Below are 17,359 nucleotides of genomic sequence, written 5' to 3'. Positions count from 1 at the left end.
ACGAAGACGCGGAGCAGCCCCGGACGCAACTCGGACATGCGGAACAAACCCGCGTATTAGAGTTTGATCACCGACGTCCAACAGGCTTCGCCCCCACCCCTGCGCAATCATCCGAGGCCATCCTTCCTCCCAACAAGGAGCGGAGACGAGATCGCGTGTCCGACCTCTTGACGAAGGACATAAGAGCAATCCATGCCGCCGCTTGCCTCCTGCGGAAGAAATTGCTCCGTCTTCTGCTCGCAACGAAGGGCGGCGGGACGACCAGAGGGCGCGACAGCGGCCCAGCGGCCGTGGATCGCTTCCCCCCGGGCTCTTCGACCCGGGGGTCGCTCGCGATGACGGCGCTGTTCGCTGCCGGCTTGGGTGTTACCGGCGGAACCGAATCGCGCCGCAAGCTGCTGAAAAGTCTCGTTTCCGGAGCCGACACGACGGGCCCCTCGCCTCGCCGGCCGGGGTTGCGGGAGCAGCCGGCGGGACCGAAGGCGCCCGCTCAGGACCGACGCCCGACCCTCGTGGCCACTGGATCGCCCCGCTTCGCCCGCGATGACGATCGACGCGGCGCCGGCCCCGGCCGTTGCGGAATCGAAGCGGGCCGCAAACCTCTGCAAAATCTCGATCCGGGAGCCGGAACGGCGCCGCGCTCTCACCGTGGACGTAAACAGCAACGTCGTCATGCTGGCGCAACCGTCCCGGCTGGCCCCGGCTTCCGGGCGTTCTTTTGAACGGGGGCGCCGGGCGCGCGCGGCTACACGGCGCGGTCGCCGGGCGAGCGCCTAACGAGGCGCCGACCCGTTCAGTCCGGTCAGCGCGACCAGCGTCCCGAGGACGTCCGCATTCGGACAATAGGCCTCCCAGGCCACGTCGTTCGGATCGCAGTTCAGGTCCAGCACGCAGGCCGGCCGGTCCTCGCACAGCGGGCAGTTCGTCTTGACCCTGCTGAAAATCTCGGGAAACTCGCGTCCGATCGTCTCGACATCCAGCATCAGGATTTTCATCCGACACTTCAGGAGATGGTCTACGTCCTCGGACATGTCGGACCGTTGTCAGTTGGCGGATGCCCCCGCTCTGAGCCCAGATTGCGACGATCGGGCGGATCTGACAAGGGAAAAGATCGGCGGGCGATCGCAAACCGTCTCAGCCGTTCTGCCGAGGCCGCCGCCCGGAAACGGCCGTCGGCGGCGCTCCCGGTTCGCCTTCGCGGCTAGCGCCCGGTCACGAAGACTCGGGGTTCCCCGGCGCGCTCGGCGGGGAGTCGGAGTCGGTCGCCCACGGCAGCATCCTCCTCACCACGTCGTCGCGATCGACGGCAAGGTGCTTGAGCGCCCCGGCGACGTGCAGCGCGACGAGGGCGGCGACGGCGTAGGCCGCGATCTGATGGGCGAGCCTCGCCGCGGCGAACAGCGCGGCGTCGGGCGCGGCGATGGTCGGCATGACGAATAGGCCGAAGACCTGCGTCGGCACCGGCAGCGGCGAGGTCGAGACGACCAGCCAGCCGGCCGCGATCGCCGCGAGCGTCAGCAGGTACAACGCCGCCTGGACAATTCGCGCCAAAAGCCCGTCCCGGCCTGCGACGCAGGGGCGCGCGGGATAGCGCAGCCGCGCGGCCATGCGCAGCAGGGTGAGCGCGAGCGCGGCGAAGCCGAGCGACTTGTGCCGCTGGTAGAGATCGAAGGTCGTTCCCGCGTCGAAAACCGAATGCGTCATCGCCCAGCCGAGCGCGAGGAGAAAGACGATCAGCGCCGCGTTGATCCAGTGCAGGACGACGACGGCCGGGCTCCAGCGCAGCGGCCGTTCGGTCACAGTTGGGCGGCCGCGCTCGTGATCGTCAGGTCGACGTCGCGCGACACCAGCGGAAAGCCGGAATTCATCCCGAACGCCAGCCGGTCGATATGGGTCCGGGCCGAGAATGCGAGCGTCTGCGCCGCGCCCGCCGGCCGTTCCACCGCGACGTCGACCGTCAGCGGCCGGGTCACGCCGAGCAGCGTCAGCTCGCCCGACACCCGGACCGAGCGGTCGCTGAGCTTTTCCACCGACGTCGAGACGAAATCGATGCTGGGATGCTTGTCCGCGTCGAGGAAGGCCGGCGAGCGCAGGTAGTCGCCGAAGGAGGCCGAGCCGACGTCGACCGAGGCCGACTGGACATGAAAGACGACGCTGCTCCGCTCCGGGCGGGCGAGGTCGATCGCGATGCGGCCGTCGAATCTGTCGAACCGTCCCTGCGTCTGCGGATAGCCGACCGCATCGATCGCGAAGGCGATGCGCGTGCGCGCCGGGTCGATGCGCCAGGTCGTCGCCGCCACGGCGAGGCCGGCCGACACCACGCCCATCGCGGCGCAGGCCGCGAGCAAGGACCACTCCGTGCGATTCATGCCCGCCTCCCGCCGTCGTCGCGCTCACCGGAACGGTCGCCCGTCGCGCGCGCGAGCCTACCGAACCCGTTTCTTCAAGCTAAGGCCAAATCTGGGCGGCGAGCGGGCGGCCGCCGGATTTCCGGCATGCCCGCCTGCAGCTCCGGCGGGCGCGCTGGCCAGGCGCCGCGGTCTCGGAACCTTCCCGGGCGCCGGATGTTTGTCAACAAGCTACCTGTGATCGTAGCGAACAACCCGGAGAGCAAGAATGAGAGCAATGATCGTCTTCGCCGCAACCGCTGCGGCCCTTTCCATTCCGGTCGCTGCGGCCCAGGCCGATGACCGCACCCCCGCGGTGGTCGGCGGCGCCGTCGGCGGCGCGGCGGTCGGCACGGTGGTCGGCGGCCCGGTCGGGACCGTCGTCGGCGCCGGCGTCGGCGCGCTGGTCGGCTCTTCGCTGGCGCCGCAGCCGTCGGTCGTCTACCAGGGCCCGGTCGCGGTCGGGGAGGCGCTGCCGGACACTTACACCTACTATGACGTTCCGCAGTATCCGGGCTACAGATACATCGTGGTGAACAATCAGCGGGTCATCGTGGACCGCAAGACCCACCGCATCGTTCGGGTCATACCGTAGCGGCGCCAAACCGGAAGCGCCCGCGCTCGCGGACGCTTCCGCAATCGGCGCGCCGCTAGCCGCGAAGGCGCGTCATGAAATCCACCATCCGCCTGCCGAGCCCGCCGTGGGGCGGCTGCATCATCAGCTGCACCGAAGACACCGGGCCCTGCTGGAACACCGGCCGCATCTTCGAAAACGTCTCGAAGCCCTCGCGGCCGTGATAGTGCCCCATGCCGCTCGCGCCGACGCCGCCGAACGGCAGGTCGTGCTGCGCGACGTGCAGGACCGCCTCGTTGACCGAAACGCCGCCGGACAGGACGCGGTCGACATAGAAGTCCCGCGTGCCGGAATCGTTGGTGAACGGGTAGAGGCCGAGCGGCCGGTCGCCAGCGTTGATCGCGGCCGCGACCTCCTCGCGCGTGTCGTAGGGCAGGATCGGCAGGATCGGCCCAAAAATCTCGCGCCGCATCACCTCCATGTCGGGGGTCGGGTTCAGCACGATGTGCGGCGCGAATTTGCGCCTGGCCGCGTCGGGGCTCTGCCCTTCCGCGAGGTTCACCAGCGTCGCGCCCCTGGCGCGCGCGTCCTCGAGGGCGGCCGTCAGCCGGTCGAAGCTGCGCTGGTCGATGATCGAGGTGAAGTCCGGCCCGTTGATGTCGGGATAGCGCTTGGCGAACAGGCGCTTGCAGGCGTCGACGAACTCCGTTTCCCTGCCGCGCGGCAGGAAGACGTAGTCGACGGCGAGGCAGGTCTGGCCGGCGTTGAGGGTCTTGGCCCACAGGATCCGTTCGGCCGCGGTCTTGATCGGGAAGTCGGGGGCGACGATCGCGGGCGACTTGCCGCCGAGTTCGAGCGTGACCGGCGTAAGGTTCTTCGCCGCGTTCGCCATCACCGCGCGGCCGGTCGCGCCCGATCCGGTGAAGATCAGGTGATCGAAGGGAAGCGAGGAGAACGCCGGCCCGCGGCCGCCGCCGTCGTCGAAGAACGCGAGCTTTTCGACCGGGAAATACTTCGGCGCGATCTCCCTCAGGAGTTCCGCAAGCCGCTGCGAGTTTTCCGACATCTTCACCATCGCCCGGTTGCCCGCGGCAAAGATGCTGACGAGCGGGCCGAAGCTCAGCATCAGCGGATAATTCCAGGGGACGATGACGCCGACCACGCCGAGCGGCTGCGGGATCAGCCGATTGCGCGCCCCGGCGAAGGCCATGAGGTCGACGCCGCGGCGCTGCGGCCGCATCCAGCCTTTCAGGCGCTTCGCCGCGTCGTGCGCCGCGTCGACGACGTAGAAGATTTCCGCGAATTTGGTCTCGAACGCGCTGCGATTGCCGTAGTCGGCGCTGATCGCGGCGACGATCGCCTGTTCGTTGTCCCGCACCATGCGGGAAAGCGCCTTCAGGTCGGCGAGGCGCTCGGCCGCGGTCGGCGGCGGCGACTTCAGGAACGCCGCTCGCTGGGCGTCGAACACGGTCTGGAACGCAGCGGGGATCGCGAGCTCGGCGGGGGGAAACGGCGCGTTCATGGGATTCTGCCTTCGGGTTCGGCGCGAACCCGCGCGGGGTTCGGGTCGCGCCTCAACCGGGATTTAGGGCGTCCGTCGCTCCCGTCAATGCGCATTTGCGCCCTGCGATAAAGGATCGTGCGCCCTTCGCTGCGGGCGCAGGCCCCCGCTTCCTCGCGAAACCGGCGCGACGGCGCGCGCCTTTCCTTGCGGCCCGCGGCCGCGAGAGGCATAAAGCCGTCATGTCCGCCCTCGACGTCAAACCGACCAGCAATCGCAAACCCGGGTCCAGGTCCGAGGCGGCGAGCGAACCGTTCAAGCGGGCGGTCGCGTCCTGCACGCGCGCGCTCGCCCGCAATCCCGAGCTCGAGGTCGCCTTCTCGTCCGACAAGCCCGCTTTGGTCACCGGGCCGGAGGGCGCCAAGGCGCGCCTTCCCGAGCCGCCGCGCAAGCCCAGCGCGCGCGAGGCCGCGATCCTGCGCGGCGTCGCCGATTCGTTCGCGCTCCGGCTCGCCTGCCACAGCGAGGCGGTCCACCGTCGCCTCGCGCCGCAGAGCCCCGCGGCGCGCGCGCTGTTCGACGCGGTCGAGCAGGCGCGTGTCGAGGCGATCGGCGCGCGCCGCATGGAGGGGGTGGCGGCGAACCTGAGCGCGATGCTCGACGAACGCTACGCCAAGAGCCCGTTCGCCGAGGCGCGCTCGCGCGACGAGGCGCCGCTGGAAGAGGCGGTCGCGATGCTGGCGCGCGAGCGCCTGACCGGCCTGAAGCCGCCCGCGGGGGCCGAGCGGCTGACCGAGCTCTGGCGCGACTTCGTCGAGGAGAAGGCCGGGGCGGACCTCGACCGGCTCGGCGACGCCATCCTCGACCAGCGCGCCTACGCGCGGCTCGTCCAGAAGCTGCTCGCCTCGCTCGGCCTCACGAGCGATGCGGACGCCGACGCCGACGACAAGAACGACGAAGAGCAGAGTCCGCCGCCCGAGGAGCCGGACGAGGCCGAAGGCGAGGGCGACGAAAGCCAGTCGCAGGATTCGATGCAGCGCGAGGCCGCCGACGACGCGACCGACGACGCCGACGAGGGCGCGATGGACACGGTCGAGGCGCCCTCGAGCGAGCTCGACGACGAGGGCGAAGCAGGCGACGCCGACGAAGCGGCCGAGAACCGCCCGCCGCCGTCCCAGTCGCCCGAGCGCCGGACGTCGGAATACAAGGCCTATACGCAGAAATTCGACGAGACCGTCGGCGCCGACGAGCTGTGCGACCCGGACGAGTTGCAGCGCCTGCGCGAATATCTCGACAAGCAGTTGCAGAACCTGGGCGCGGTGGTGTCGCGGCTCGCCAACCGCCTGCAGCGCCGGCTGATGGCGCAGCAGAACCGCTCCTGGGATTTCGACCTCGAGGAGGGCGTGCTCGACAGCGCGCGCCTGACGCGCATCATCATCGACCCGCAGCAGCCGCTGTCCTTCAAGCAGGAGAAGGACATGGATTTCCGCGACACGGTCGTGTCGCTGCTGATCGACAATTCCGGTTCTATGCGCGGCCGTCCCATTACGGTCGCGGCGACCTGCGCCGACATCCTCGCCCGCACCCTCGAGCGCTGCGGGGTCAAGGTCGAGATTCTCGGCTTCACCACCCGCGCCTGGAAGGGCGGGCAGTCGCGCGAAGCGTGGCTGCAGGCCGGCAAGCCGCCCAATCCCGGCCGGCTCAACGACCTGCGCCACCTCGTCTACAAGGCCGCCGACGCGCCCTGGCGGCGCGCGCGCAAAAACCTCGGGCTGATGATGCGCGAGGGGCTGCTCAAGGAGAACATCGACGGCGAGGCGCTGGCCTGGGCGCACGAGCGCCTGCTCGGACGGCCGGAGCAGCGCAAGATCCTGATGATGATCTCGGACGGCGCGCCGGTCGACGACTCGACCCTCTCGGTCAACCCGGGCAACTACCTCGAGCGGCACCTGCGCCACGTGATCGAGGAGATCGAGACCCGCTCGCCGGTGGAGCTGATCGCCATCGGCATCGGCCACGACGTGACCCGCTACTACCGCCGCGCCGTCACCATCGTCGACGCCGAGGAACTCGGCGGCGCGATGACCGACAAGCTCGCCGAACTGTTCGACGAGAAGGCGGCGCCGAAGACGGTCGCCCGCCAGACGACGCCGAGGCGCCGCAAGCTCGACTTCGGGCTCAGCGTCACACCGTAGGCCCGCAGTGCGCGGTTTTGGCGCCGATCGCGCGATATCAGGAGCTTGGGCGCCAAAACCTGTCACTTTGTAACTCCCAAGCCGCCGTCATCGCGAGGAGCGAAGCGACGTGGCGAGCCAGAGCCGCCGGGCCGAAGCCAACGCCTGACGCCCCGCCCAACCCCGGCGCAGACGGCCCCTGGATCGCCACGTCGCCCTTCGGGCTCCTCGCGAGGACGGCGGGAAGCGTCATCGCCCCCTCCTCGGCGTCGACAACTGCGCGTCAACCCCAAGGTTCACCAAGGCCGCGCGCCCGCGCCCTTGTAGCCGCGCTCGGTGAGCGCGGTGCGCGGCCAGCGGCCGCCTCTCCATCGACGCCCCGACATCTGCACCCGGCTGCCCGATAGAGCTCCGCGCCCGGGCGGGAGTCGCCCCATCTGCGTCCACGTCCCCAGGAGCCCGCGAAAGACGTGTCGCCATCGACTCTCGAACGGGCTGCGACGCCCGCCGACACGGCGCTGCGGGCGGCAAGCCGCCGGTCTGGCTGGCGGGTCGCCCGGCGAGGCGACGGTTGAGTTGGACATCGACTCCATAAATTCAGTTTATCAGAATCCATATCTTGATGTCAATTATTTCCCGGAGCAGCACGCGCTTGGCAGGCGCCCTCGATATGGCACAGCCGGCGAAGCGCGGTCCCTCGTGGAGGTTGTCGATCGCCAACGCCCGGGACGAGATCGCCGACATTCTGGCCGACATTCTGGCCGATAACCCGAGCCTGAAGTCGGTTCTCGACGAGGTCACGGCCTCCGCCTACCGATACGCCCGCCGCAAGGCGGCGGTCGAGACGGAGATGAGGGAAGAGGCGTTTCCGGCGCGATCCCGTGGGCTCTTGCGCAGGCGATGGACGAGGCGTTCTGGCCTGAGTAGGACTGTCAGCGTCCTCTGACGGCGTTCACTCCGGCCAGAAGTCTGGGTCCGCCGCCTGCTCCATCGACCACGGAGAGGAATCCGGCAAATCGCTTTCCGGCAGTCCGGTCTCCTTGCGGGCCTGCGACCGGGCGTCGAGCCAGGCGTCGGTCTGCCAATCCGGATCGCGCATCGCGGCCTTCAGGCTCGGAGTCGCCTTGAGCGCGAGCGCGATCCGCTTGCGCTGGTCGTTGATCGTCGCTCGCCAGCTGGCGCCTCTTCTCTCCGGCTGCCGGCTCCATTTGAGGAGATGCGCCAGCAGGACGGCCATGCGGCTCGCGAGTTCGCGTTTTTCGCTCTTGCCCACGTCCTCGATCTCGTCCGCCAGATGATCGACGTCCAGTTCGGCGAACCGGCCGGCGCGCAGGAGTTTCGCCTGCTCCTGCGACCAGAGGAGAACGTCCTTGTCGTAATCCGTCGCTGCATTCCGCCGCCCTGGCGGAGACGCAAGCGGGTCTGCTGCTTTCGCCTTGCTCATGCCGGGGGTCCTCGACCAACCTCCCGCACTATGCCGCAGTCGCCGAAAGCCCGCAAACCGCGGTGGGCGCGACCCCGGCACGCTCCGTTTCGAAAATTTGCCCTCCGCCGGCAAACCTGCTAACGAGCCGTCCCACAGCCGTGGAAGAACGCCCGTCTCGCCAGTCGGGGATGCCGTTCGCACCACGAACCTGCAACCTGGCGCATCCGCTCGGGGCCTTGCGGCCAGAACGGGGCATTCGCCGGACGTTTTCTGTAGGCGCGGTCGTCGACCGCGTTCGCGCTCCAAAGGCCGTCGAGAGGCGGGTGTCCTCACGGACACGTTTGGGAGCGCGGCCGGCGCGGTCAGCGACCGCGCCCTACAGGCGCGCCCGACCGTCCGCCCCCTCTTCCGCAAGAGCGCCAAGCGGCGGCGTCTCCTCATGGAGCAGCATCATGGCGAAGAAAATCGCCGGCTACATCAAACTGCAAGTGCCGGCGGGCGCGGCCAATCCGTCGCCCCCGATCGGTCCCGCGCTCGGCCAGCGCGGCCTCAACATCATGGAATTCTGCAAGGCCTTCAACGCGCGCACCGCGCAGATCGAGAAGGGCACGCCGATCCCGGTGGTGATCACCGCCTTCCAGGACCGCTCCTTCACCTTCGAGATGCGCCAGCCGCCGGTGACCTTCTTCCTCAAGAAGGCGGCCAACCTCAAGATCGGCAAGAAGCCCGCCTCCGGCGCCAAGACGACGGGCAAGCAGATCGTCGGCAAGGTGACGCGCGAGCAGGTGCGCGAGATCGCCGAGAAGAAGATGCCCGACCTCAACTGCGACTCGGTCGAGGCGGCGATGAGGATGATCGAAGGCTCGGCCCGCGCAATGGGCGTGCAGGTGGTGGGGTAAGACCATGGCGCATCACGGCAAACGCATCCAGGACGCCCGCAAGGCGATCGAGCGCACCAAGCTCTACCCGCTCGACGAGGCGGTCAAGCTGGTCAAGGCCAACGCCAAGGCCAAGTTCGACGAGACCGTCGAGCTCGCGCTCGGCCTCGGCGTCGATCCCAAGCACGCCGACCAGATGGTCCGCGGCGTCGTCAACCTGCCCAACGGCACCGGCCGCACCCTGCGCGTCGCGGTGTTCGCCCGCGGCGCCAAGGCGGACGAAGCCCGGGAAGCCGGGGCCGACGTCGTCGGCGCCGAGGACCTGGTCGCCGCCGTCCAGGGCGGCACGATCGACTTCGACCGCTGCATCGCCACGCCCGACATGATGCCGCTCGTCGGCCGTCTCGGCAAGGTTCTCGGCCCGCGCGGCCTGATGCCGAACCCGAAGGTCGGCACGGTGACGATGGACGTCAAGTCGGCGGTCGTCGCCTCCAAGGGCGGCGCAGTCGAGTTCCGCGCCGAGAAGGCCGGCATCGTCCAGGGCTCGGTCGGCAAGGCCTCGTTCGGCGACGACAAGATCGCGGAAAACATCCGCGCCTTCGTCGACGCGGTGAATCGCGCCAAGCCCGCCGGCGCCAAGGGCCACTACCTGCTCCGCGCCGCGGTCTCCTCGACCATGGGCCCGGGCGTGCGGGTCGACCTCGCGACGCTGCACACGGCGGTTTCGGTCGGGACGTAAGTCGACCCGGGACAACGGCGGGCTTTAAGGGCCCGCCGATTTCATTTGCGCCGCAGGCGGCTCGGCCAGCCGACCCGGACGAGGGCGCCGTCCGGCCCGTCGAGCGCGAACTCGTACGTCCCCCAGGGCTTGTCCTCGGGCGGTCCCAGCGTCTCGCCGGCGAACGCCGCCGCGGCGGCGTCGACGTCCCTGCGGCACAGATAGAGGGCGAAGGGATTGCGATCCGGATCGAGCCACCCCTCGACCGCCGGGCTGAGATGGAGTTCGCCGCCCAGGCCGTCGGCGAGCATCCGGTAATCGGGAAGACTGCCCGGCTCGAGCTGGAAGCCGAGACGCTCGAAGAACGCTTGCGCGGCGTCGATGTCTTTGCAGGGCAAAATCGCAATCAGCCGCTGCTCCATGGCGCGCTCCTCGTGTTGCTGGCGCGCGCGCACTTGACGAGGGACCACGGGTCGTCGAGTGCGGGCGCGACCACTCACGATTTCCTACACTCTGGTCCAGATTATGACGCTCGATCCGCGCTTCCGTCTTCCGATCGACGAAGCCCTGCCCGCGCTGCGGGCGGCGCTCGCGGCGCATGCCCGCGCGGTGCTGGTCGCCCCGCCCGGCGCCGGCAAGACCACCGGCGTTCCGCTCGCGCTGCTCGACGAACCTTTCACGCAGGGCGGCCGGCTCATCGTGCTCGAGCCGCGCCGCCTCGCCGCCCGCGCCGCGGCCGCCCGCATGGCCGCCACCCTGGGCGAGACGGTCGGCGAGACGGTCGGCCTGCGCGTCCGCCTGCAAAGCCTGGTGTCGAAGCGCACGCGCATCGAAGTGGTGACCGAGGGCGTGTTCGTGCGCATGATCCTCGACGATCCGGCGCTGGACGGCGTCGCGGCGGTGTTGTTCGACGAGTTCCACGAGCGCTCGCTCGACGCCGACCTCGGCCTCGCCCTGGCGCTCGACGCGCAGGGCGCGCTGCGCGCGGACCTGAGGCTGCTCGTCATGTCGGCGACGCTCGACGGCGCGCGGGTCAGGCGCCTGCTCGGCGACGCCCCGCTGATCGAGAGTTTCGGCCGAGCCTTTCCCGTCGTCACCCGCTACCTCGGCCACGACCGCCATGCGCGGATCGAAGACGAGGTCGCGCGGGCGACGCTCGAGGCGCTCGAGCGCGAGACCGGCTCGATCCTCGTCTTCCTGCCGGGACAAGGCGAGATCCGCCGGGTCGCGGAGACGCTCGCAGCGCGTATCCGGCGGCCGGACGTGGACATTGCGCCCCTCTACGGCGCGCTGGACTTTCGCGCCCAGGACCGCGCCGTCGCGCCCGCGCCGCCGGGCCGGCGCAAGGTCGTGCTCGCGACCTCGATCGCCGAGACCTCGCTGACGATCGAGGGGGTTCGCGTGGTGATCGACAGCGGGCTCATGCGCGTGCCGGTCTACGAGCCGGACATCGGACTGACCCGGCTCGACACCGTTCGCGTCAGCAAGGCCAACGCCGACCAGCGCCGCGGTCGCGCGGGGCGCGTCGAGCCGGGCGTCTGCTACCGGCTGTGGGAAGAGGCGGCGACCGGCGGCCTCGCGCCCTATGCGGCGCCGGAAATCCTGTCAGCGGATCTCTCCGGCTTCCTGCTCGACTGCGCGCTCTGGGGCGAGACCGATCCGTCGAGGCTCGCCTTCCTCGATCCGCCGCCGCGCGCCGCGCTCGCGGAAGCGCGCGCCCTGCTGATCTCGATCGGCGCCGTCGACTCCTCCGGCCGGATCGCCGACGAGGGTCGATCGATCGCCCGCCTCGCGCTGCCGCCTCGGCTCGCGCGCATGGTGGTCGACGCGGCGCGGACAGGCGACGCTCGGACGGCCGCCGAAGTCGCCGTCCTCATCACCGAGCGCGGGCTCGGCGGCGACGCGGTCGATCTCACGACGCGGCTCGAAGCGTTTCGCCGCGACCGCTCGCAACGGGCCGAGGACGCGCGCCGGCTGGCGCGGGGACTGGCGCAGCGGGCGGCGGAGGCCCTCCCCTCGCCCTCGGGAGGAGGCGCCGGGCCCCCGGGCTCGACCCGCGGCCTGCCCGGCGCGCTGCTGGCGTCCGCCTACCCCGACCGCATCGCCATGGCGCGCGGCAGGCGTGGCGCGTTCCTGATGGCCAACGGGCGGGCGGCTTCGCTCGAAGCCCATGACCCGCTCGCCGGCGAGCCCTATCTCGCCATCGGCGAAGTCGCCGGCCGCGCGGCCGCGGCGCGGATTCTGCTCGCGGCCCCTCTCGGCCTTGCCGAGGTCGAGGCGGTCGCCGGGGCCGCGATCGAAACCGCCGAGGAGATCGCCTTCGACCGCGCCTCCGCGTCGCTGCGGGCGCGCAGGCGGCGCCGGCTCGGCGCGCTGACGCTCGCCGAGCAGACCCTCGCCGTGCCTGCGGACGCGGCGAGCGCGACGGCGCTGGCCCGCGGCGTCCTCGCGCTCGGCCTCGCCCGGCTGCCGTGGAGCAAGGCGCTCGCGCAATGGCGCGGCAGGCTCCTGTTCCTGCGCCGGGCCGGGGGCGACAGGGTGGACGGCGAGAGCTGGCCGGACGTCTCCGACGAGCGGCTGGCGAACGATCCCGACTGGCTGGCGCCGTTCCTTCTCGGCAAGACGCGGCTCGACGAGATCGGCGCCGACGACGTATCGAACGCGCTCCACGCCCTCGTCCCCTGGGGCCTCGCGCGAAAACTCGACGACGACGCGCCGACCCATTTCGTCGCGCCGACCGGCACCGCGGCGGCGATCGACTACGAAGCCGAAGGCGGCCCGGCGATCGCGCTGCGCGTGCAGGAACTGTTCGGCCTCGCCGAGCACCCGTCGGTCGCCGGCGGAACGATCCCGCTGACGCTGCATCTCCTCTCGCCCGCGCACCGTCCGATCCAGATCACCCGCGATCTGCCGGGTTTCTGGCGCGGCTCGTGGGCGGCGGTGCGATCGGACCTGCGCGGCCGCTACCCGCGCCACTTCTGGCCGGAGGATCCGGCCGGCGCGGCTCCGACGACCCGCGCCAAGCCAAGGGGAACGTAACGGGAGCGGCGGCGTCTCGCGGCCGGGGCGCGCGAGACCGCGCCCTGCAGGTCAGCCGCGAAATTTCGCGATCTTGTCCCGCGCCGTCTCGTCCTGGGACGAGTCCTTCGCGGCCTCGCCCTCCGGCCGGCGCCCGTTGCGATCCTGTCGCGCCGAGTGCAGCGCCCCTTCGGCGAAGGCGCGCGCGGCCGACTCCGCTTCGAGCTGGTCCCGCAGCTTCGTCGTCCGTTCCTCGAACGCGTCGCGGTCGCTCTGCATCATGCGGTTCTGCTCGGCGACCTTGGCTTCGAGGACTTCGACCCTCTGTTCGGCCCGCTGCAGAGCGATCTCGCGGTCCTCGAGGGCCTTGGCGAGGCTGTTCGACCGCTCCGTGGCGGTGGTCCGCGCCGCGTCCACCTCCGCATGGGCGTGTCTGAGCGCGGCGAGGTCCTTCTCGAGGTCGGAGAGGGTCGCGTCCTTCGACTTGGTGGCGAGCGAATGCTCGAGAGCCCGCTGCTCATAATTGCGGATCGACGCCTCGCGGTCGCGCAGATTGCCGCGCGCCTCCGACAGGAGCTTTTCCGCCGCCTCGTGGCGCGCCGTCAGCGCGGTGAGCTCCTCGCGCAATGTGGTTTGCGCCAGGCGATGCGCCTCGGCGGCGTCCAGTTGCGCCGCCTTGAATTTCGCATGCGCCGCGGCTTCGTGCGCAACGGCGGACTCCAGCTCCTCGATCCGGCGGTTCAGGTCCTCGCGCCGGCTCTCGAGCTCGTTGACCTGTCGGTTCAGTCTCGACACGTTGGCGACGAATTCCTCGACGCGGGCGCGCAGGGCGCGGTTCTCCTGCGTCATGAGCTGGTGCTGGTCGTTGAGGCTCGCGCGCTGCTGCTCGACGTCCTGGAGCTTCTTCTCCTTGGCGACGAATTCGGCCCGCAGGGCCGGCAGCTGTTCGCTCACCGCCTGGAGGCGGCGCCGGTTGTCCTCGAGTTCGCGCTCGGCGCGCTCGAGCCTCGCCGACCGATCGGCGAGCGCGGCGCGCGCTTCCGACGAAGCGGCTTCGGCCGAGCCGATGCCGCGCTCGAGATCCGTGACCCGCGCGGAAAGATCCTCCTGCTTGACCACCATCGCGTTGCGTTCGACCGTCACGACGGCATGATCGCTCTTCAAGCGATCGTGCGCGGCGAGCAGCGCCTCGAGTTTCCGTTCCGCCTCGACATAGGCGACCTTGGTGCGCTCGATCTCCGTCAGCGTCTGGTCGATCGGGATCAGGCTTTCGTGGAACTGCGCCCGGATCAGTTCGATGTTGCGAAAAGAAAGTTCGACGGCGTCGAGATGCGCGCGCAGCGCCTCGTTACGGCGGCCGATGGAATCGAACGTGCGCGCCACCGCCTGCGATTTCGGCGCAGGGTCGGCGCCGGTCCGTTCGGCGGGCCGGCTCTTCACGGCCTCCGGCGCGTTGGTCTGGGCGGAATGCTCGGAAACATCATGCGCGGGCGGCGGGGCGTTTCCGAACATTTTTGTCCAGACCGTTGACATCTCTTCTATTTCCCAATGGTCGCGCAGGGCGGGCGCGGAGAGTTGAACACATGCCGGTTTCAGCCCGATGACGCAAGAGAGCAATTACGCTTGGCCTGCTTGGTAAGGCGCCTCTCTTGCGTCGGCTCGTCCAGAGGCCGGCCTCGCCAACCCGTCCGACGCCTCATCCGCGGAAGCGCGCAACCCGCTCCTGCGCCGGCGCGTCCGGCTTGACGACGTTCGCCTCGGCCGCCGGCGGGTCCGCCTCCGGACGGCGTCCGCCGCGATCCTGCCTCGCCGACTGCAACGCGCCCTCCGCGAAGGCGCGCGAGGCCGACTCCGCCTCGAGCTGGTCCTTCAGCTTCGCCGCCCTCTGCTCGAAAGCCTCGCGCTCCACCAGCATGATGCGGTTCTGCTCGGCCACTCTGGCTTCGAGAACCTCGATCCGTTGCTCGGCCCGCTGGAGAGCGATTTCACGGTCTTCGAGCGCCTTGGCGAGAGCGGACGATCGCTCGGTGGCGGTGATCCGCGCCGTGTCGACCTCGGCGTGCGCGACGCGCAGCGCGGCCAGATCCTTGTCGAGATCGGCGAGCGTGGCGTCCTTGGATTTGGTCGCGAGCGAGTGCTCGAGCGCGCGCTGCTCGAAATTGCGGATCGAGGCCTCGCGATCGCGCAGAGTCGTGCGGGCCTCGGACAGGAGCTTTTCCGCCGCCTCGTGCCGGGCGTGAAGCGCGCTCAGCTCTTCACGAAGGCTGGTCTGGGCGAGCCGCTGGGCTTCCGCCGCATCGAGCTGCGCGGACTTCGACTTGGCGTGCGCCGCGGTTTCGTGCGCCAGCGCCGTCTCCAGTTCGTCGACGCGACGGCTCAGATCGTCCCGCCGGCTTTCCAGCTCGCTCAGCTTCCGCCCGAGCTTCGAAACGTTGGCGACGAACTCCTCGATCCGGGCTTTCAGGGCCCGGTTTTCCTGGGTCAGGAGGTCGGTCTGGTCGTGGAGGCTCGCGCGGTGCTGCTCGACCTCCTGAAGCTTCTTTTCCTTCGCCGCGAACTCGGTGCGAAGCGCCGGCAGCTGTTCGGTGACGGTCTGAAGGCGACGGCGGTTGTCCTCGAGCTCCCGCTCGACGCGCTCGAGCTTCGCCGACCGGTCGGCGAGCGCGGCGCGCGCTTCGGACGACGCGGCTTCGGCCGAGCTTATCCCTCGCTCCAGATCCGCGAGGCGCCCGGAAAGCTCGTCCTGCTTGGCCAGCATCGCGTTGCGCTCGAGCGTCAGCCCGGCGTGACTGTTCTTCAGCTTGTCGTGCGCGGCCGTCAGCGTCTCGAACTTTCGTTCGGCCTCGACGTGGGCGACCTTGGTGCGTTCGATCTCGCTCAGCGTCTGATCGATCGGAATCAGGCTCTCGTGAAACTGGGCCCGGATGGCTTCGATGTCGCGGAACGACGCCTCGACGGCGAACAGATGGGCGCGCAACGCCTCGTTGCGGCGCCCGATCGAGTCGAACGTGCGCGCCACCGTCTGAGACTTCGGCGCGCTGTCCGGAGCCGGCGCCGAAGCGGCGGACGGGCCCTGCGCCCCTACCCCTTGGTCGTCGCCCGACTCGTCGAGGGCGTCATTGGCGGGCGGCTGGAAATTTCCAAACAGTTTGTCCCAAACTGCCGACATCGAAAAAACTCCCCTGGCAAACTCAGCACACAACGCCCCCGTGCTGGCGATTATGTATATTTCATTAACGTGGCCAGCACAACGCGTCGCTCGGAGCCGGCGTCTGTTATCAACGTGGATTTTCGGGTGGTCCGCCGGCGTTGGCCGGCGGCGCTCCTGCCGGACGTCCCGTCGCCTCACGCCCGCGGGTGGGCGCTCTTGTACGCCGCGAGCAGCCGCGCGCTGTCGACGCCGGTGTAGACCTGCGTCGTCGACAGGGACGCGTGGCCGAGCAGCTCCTGGATCGTGCGCAGATCGCCGCCGCGCCCGAGCAGATGGGTGGCGAAGGAGTGGCGCAGCGCGTGCGGGGTGGCGCTGTCGGGCAGCCCCAGCGCCCCGCGCATCCGCTCCATGGCGAGCTGGACGATCCGCGGCGAGAGCGGCCCCCCCTTGGCGCCCACGAACAGCGGGCCGTCGGCGGCGAGCGTATACGGGCAGAGGGCGAGATAGGCCTCGACCGCCTTGCGCACCGGGGCGATCACCGGCGCCGAGCGCGTCTTGCGGCCCTTGCCGACCACGGTCACCGCGTCGACCGCGCCGACCGGAGCGTCGCTGCGCTTGAGCGCCAGCGCCTCGGAAATGCGTAGCCCGGCGCCGTAACAGAGGGCCAGCACCGCGGCGTCGCGCGCCAGCACCCATGGGTCGCGCGCTTCGCCGGCGCGCGGTTCGGTCGTCGTCACCGCCCGGGCGTCCAGGGGATCGAGCGGCCGCGGCAGGCGGCGGGCGGCCTTGGGCGCCCGGATCGCGCCGAGCGCCGACGCCGTCGCGCCGCTGTCGCGTCCAATCGAGCGGGCGAGCGAACGAAGCGCCGACAGCGCCCGCTGCAGCGAGCGCCCCTCGATCCCCTCCGCCCGCCGCCGCGCGAGAAAGCCGCGCAGATCGGCCGGGGCGCAGGTCATGAAGTCGGCGACCGACGGCGGCGCGCCGAAGCGATCGGCGAGGAAGGCGAGAAACTGCCGCGCGTCGCGCCCGTAGGCCTCGACCGTGTGCGCCGACATGCGCCGTTCGGCCGCGAGATGCCTGAGCCACGCCGAGACGGCCGCGGCGAGGTCGGGCGCGGCGGGGAGGACGGCGGCGAGCGGCGGTTCAGTCATGGCGTTCAGGATGCGCCGCGCCGCGTTAAGGTCAAGTTTCCAATTCAGCCCTTCTCAGCGCGCTTTCGGGCGGAGAAACGCCGCCGCCCCGGCTCGGCGTCAGGTCTTCGCCCGGTAGGCTTCCGGGACGACGAACACTTCGTCGGCGCGTCCATAACCGCCGTCCGCAACCTCCTCGATCAGGACCATGGCGTGCGGGCGGGCCGCCTCGCCGAAATCGTCGACGAACATCGCGGTCACGCGATGGACGATCTCCGCCTTCTGCGCCCCGGTCAGCGCGGCCTCGGGGATCTTGATATTGGCGAAAGGCATGGGATTGCTCCTCGATCAAGGCTGGACATGCGGCCCGGGTCGGCGGCGCCGATCCGCGGCTGCGATGGA

General features: G+C 70.2%; 16 protein-coding genes. 6 read left to right on the top strand and 10 right to left on the bottom strand.

The annotated features are described in order from the left end of the window. Positions 1-773: 773 nt before the first annotated feature. From DFR50_RS19230 to DFR50_RS19220, 3 genes are all read right to left on the bottom strand, one after another. Positions 774-1,031 carry a hypothetical protein gene (locus DFR50_RS19230; RefSeq protein ID WP_147262816.1) on the bottom strand — a complete coding sequence of 86 codons (258 nt, stop codon included), beginning with the start codon at positions 1,029-1,031 and terminating at the stop codon, positions 774-776. 181 nt (positions 1,032-1,212) lie between these two features. Further along, positions 1,213-1,800, bottom strand: a complete 588-nt coding sequence (locus tag DFR50_RS19225; protein WP_170153291.1) for a cytochrome b — start codon at positions 1,798-1,800, stop codon at positions 1,213-1,215. Further along, positions 1,797-2,369: a YceI family protein gene (locus tag DFR50_RS19220; RefSeq protein WP_113890883.1), complete on the bottom strand. Its 573-nt coding sequence runs from the start codon at positions 2,367-2,369 to the stop codon at positions 1,797-1,799. The genes DFR50_RS19225 and DFR50_RS19220 overlap by 4 nt, the downstream gene beginning before the upstream one ends. Before the next feature lie 247 nt (positions 2,370-2,616). Here DFR50_RS19220 and DFR50_RS19215 point away from each other — a divergent pair, with 247 nt between their 5' ends. Next, positions 2,617-2,982, top strand: coding sequence for a DUF1236 domain-containing protein (locus DFR50_RS19215; protein WP_113890882.1), 366 nt, complete (start codon positions 2,617-2,619; stop codon positions 2,980-2,982). Between the two features lie 55 nt (positions 2,983-3,037). On the opposite strand, the gene DFR50_RS19210 is transcribed toward DFR50_RS19215, so the two are convergent. Then, on the bottom strand, positions 3,038-4,483 hold the full coding sequence (locus DFR50_RS19210) for a coniferyl aldehyde dehydrogenase (protein WP_113890881.1): 1,446 nt from the start codon (positions 4,481-4,483) through the stop codon (positions 3,038-3,040). Positions 4,484-4,704: 221 nt separating this feature from the next. Between DFR50_RS19210 and cobT the strand changes: the two genes are divergently transcribed. Together cobT and DFR50_RS19195 are read left to right on the top strand one after the other, a co-directional pair. Then, the gene (cobT, locus tag DFR50_RS19205; protein ID WP_113890880.1) at positions 4,705-6,657 is read left to right on the top strand and encodes a cobaltochelatase subunit CobT; all 1,953 of its coding nucleotides are present in this window, start codon (positions 4,705-4,707) and stop codon (positions 6,655-6,657) included. Between the two features lie 649 nt (positions 6,658-7,306). After that, entirely contained in the window at positions 7,307-7,582 is a 276-nt protein-coding gene (locus DFR50_RS19195; protein WP_245427961.1) for a DUF29 family protein, read from the top strand. A gap of 6 nt (positions 7,583-7,588) precedes the next feature. Here DFR50_RS19195 and DFR50_RS19190 read toward each other — a convergent pair whose 3' ends face one another. Then, positions 7,589-8,080: a DUF29 domain-containing protein gene (locus DFR50_RS19190; RefSeq protein ID WP_113890878.1), complete on the bottom strand. Its 492-nt coding sequence runs from the start codon at positions 8,078-8,080 to the stop codon at positions 7,589-7,591. 434 nt (positions 8,081-8,514) lie between these two features. Between DFR50_RS19190 and rplK the strand changes: the two genes are divergently transcribed. Together rplK and rplA are read left to right on the top strand one after the other, a co-directional pair. Next, entirely contained in the window at positions 8,515-8,961 is a 447-nt protein-coding gene (gene rplK, locus DFR50_RS19185; RefSeq protein WP_113890877.1) for a 50S ribosomal protein L11, read from the top strand. 4 nt (positions 8,962-8,965) lie between these two features. Then, complete coding sequence (gene rplA, locus DFR50_RS19180; RefSeq protein WP_113890876.1) at positions 8,966-9,679, top strand: 50S ribosomal protein L1; 714 nt, start codon at positions 8,966-8,968, stop codon at positions 9,677-9,679. A 41-nt stretch (positions 9,680-9,720) separates the two neighbouring features. Here the strand turns inward: rplA and DFR50_RS19175 are convergent, their stop codons facing one another. Continuing rightward, entirely contained in the window at positions 9,721-10,080 is a 360-nt protein-coding gene (locus DFR50_RS19175) for a VOC family protein (protein WP_113890875.1), read from the bottom strand. A gap of 103 nt (positions 10,081-10,183) precedes the next feature. On the opposite strand from DFR50_RS19175, the gene hrpB reads away from it, so the two are divergent. After that, on the top strand, positions 10,184-12,697 hold the full coding sequence (gene hrpB / locus DFR50_RS19170; protein WP_113890874.1) for an ATP-dependent helicase HrpB: 2,514 nt from the start codon (positions 10,184-10,186) through the stop codon (positions 12,695-12,697). A gap of 51 nt (positions 12,698-12,748) precedes the next feature. Here the strand turns inward: hrpB and DFR50_RS19165 are convergent, their stop codons facing one another. The 4 genes from DFR50_RS19165 to DFR50_RS19150 all read right to left on the bottom strand — a co-directional run bounded on the left by DFR50_RS19165 (position 12,749) and on the right by DFR50_RS19150 (position 17,290). After that, a complete protein-coding gene (locus DFR50_RS19165) occupies positions 12,749-14,209 on the bottom strand; it encodes a hypothetical protein (RefSeq protein WP_210208968.1) in 1,461 nt (486 codons plus the stop codon). Between the two features lie 163 nt (positions 14,210-14,372). Further along, the gene (locus tag DFR50_RS19160) at positions 14,373-15,845 is read right to left on the bottom strand and encodes a hypothetical protein (protein WP_113890872.1); all 1,473 of its coding nucleotides are present in this window, start codon (positions 15,843-15,845) and stop codon (positions 14,373-14,375) included. A 176-nt stretch (positions 15,846-16,021) separates the two neighbouring features. Beyond that, on the bottom strand, positions 16,022-16,978 hold the full coding sequence (locus DFR50_RS19155) for a tyrosine recombinase XerC (protein WP_113890871.1): 957 nt from the start codon (positions 16,976-16,978) through the stop codon (positions 16,022-16,024). A 99-nt stretch (positions 16,979-17,077) separates the two neighbouring features. Continuing rightward, positions 17,078-17,290: a tautomerase family protein gene (locus DFR50_RS19150; RefSeq protein ID WP_113890870.1), complete on the bottom strand. Its 213-nt coding sequence runs from the start codon at positions 17,288-17,290 to the stop codon at positions 17,078-17,080. Positions 17,291-17,359: the final 69 nt, after the last annotated feature.

It is taken from the genome of Roseiarcus fermentans (assembly GCF_003315135.1).
In the GTDB taxonomy this organism is placed as follows: domain Bacteria; phylum Pseudomonadota; class Alphaproteobacteria; order Rhizobiales; family Beijerinckiaceae; genus Roseiarcus; species Roseiarcus fermentans.
Note: the sequence above shows the minus strand (reverse complement) of the source record. Positions and strands in the feature narration are given on the sequence as shown.

Excerpts from the sequence above, each read along its gene's own strand:
- rplA (WP_113890876.1), top strand. The coding sequence starts at position 8,966 with ATGGCGCATCACGGCAAACGCATCCAGGACGCCCGCAAGGCGATCGAG.
- DFR50_RS19215 (WP_113890882.1), top strand. The coding sequence starts at position 2,617 with ATGAGAGCAATGATCGTCTTCGCCGCAACCGCTGCGGCCCTTTCCATT.
- DFR50_RS19210 (WP_113890881.1), bottom strand. The coding sequence starts at position 4,483 with ATGAACGCGCCGTTTCCCCCCGCCGAGCTCGCGATCCCCGCTGCGTTC.
- rplK (WP_113890877.1), top strand. The coding sequence starts at position 8,515 with ATGGCGAAGAAAATCGCCGGCTACATCAAACTGCAAGTGCCGGCGGGC.
- DFR50_RS19165 (WP_210208968.1), bottom strand. The coding sequence starts at position 14,209 with ATGTCAACGGTCTGGACAAAAATGTTCGGAAACGCCCCGCCGCCCGCG.
- cobT (WP_113890880.1), top strand. The coding sequence starts at position 4,705 with ATGTCCGCCCTCGACGTCAAACCGACCAGCAATCGCAAACCCGGGTCC.
- DFR50_RS19175 (WP_113890875.1), bottom strand. The coding sequence starts at position 10,080 with ATGGAGCAGCGGCTGATTGCGATTTTGCCCTGCAAAGACATCGACGCC.
- DFR50_RS19230 (WP_147262816.1), bottom strand. The coding sequence starts at position 1,031 with ATGTCCGAGGACGTAGACCATCTCCTGAAGTGTCGGATGAAAATCCTG.
- DFR50_RS19150 (WP_113890870.1), bottom strand. The coding sequence starts at position 17,290 with ATGCCTTTCGCCAATATCAAGATCCCCGAGGCCGCGCTGACCGGGGCG.
- DFR50_RS19155 (WP_113890871.1), bottom strand. The coding sequence starts at position 16,978 with ATGACTGAACCGCCGCTCGCCGCCGTCCTCCCCGCCGCGCCCGACCTC.
- hrpB (WP_113890874.1), top strand. The coding sequence starts at position 10,184 with ATGACGCTCGATCCGCGCTTCCGTCTTCCGATCGACGAAGCCCTGCCC.
- DFR50_RS19190 (WP_113890878.1), bottom strand. The coding sequence starts at position 8,080 with ATGAGCAAGGCGAAAGCAGCAGACCCGCTTGCGTCTCCGCCAGGGCGG.
- DFR50_RS19195 (WP_245427961.1), top strand. The coding sequence starts at position 7,307 with ATGGCACAGCCGGCGAAGCGCGGTCCCTCGTGGAGGTTGTCGATCGCC.
- DFR50_RS19160 (WP_113890872.1), bottom strand. The coding sequence starts at position 15,845 with ATGTCGGCAGTTTGGGACAAACTGTTTGGAAATTTCCAGCCGCCCGCC.
- DFR50_RS19220 (WP_113890883.1), bottom strand. The coding sequence starts at position 2,369 with ATGAATCGCACGGAGTGGTCCTTGCTCGCGGCCTGCGCCGCGATGGGC.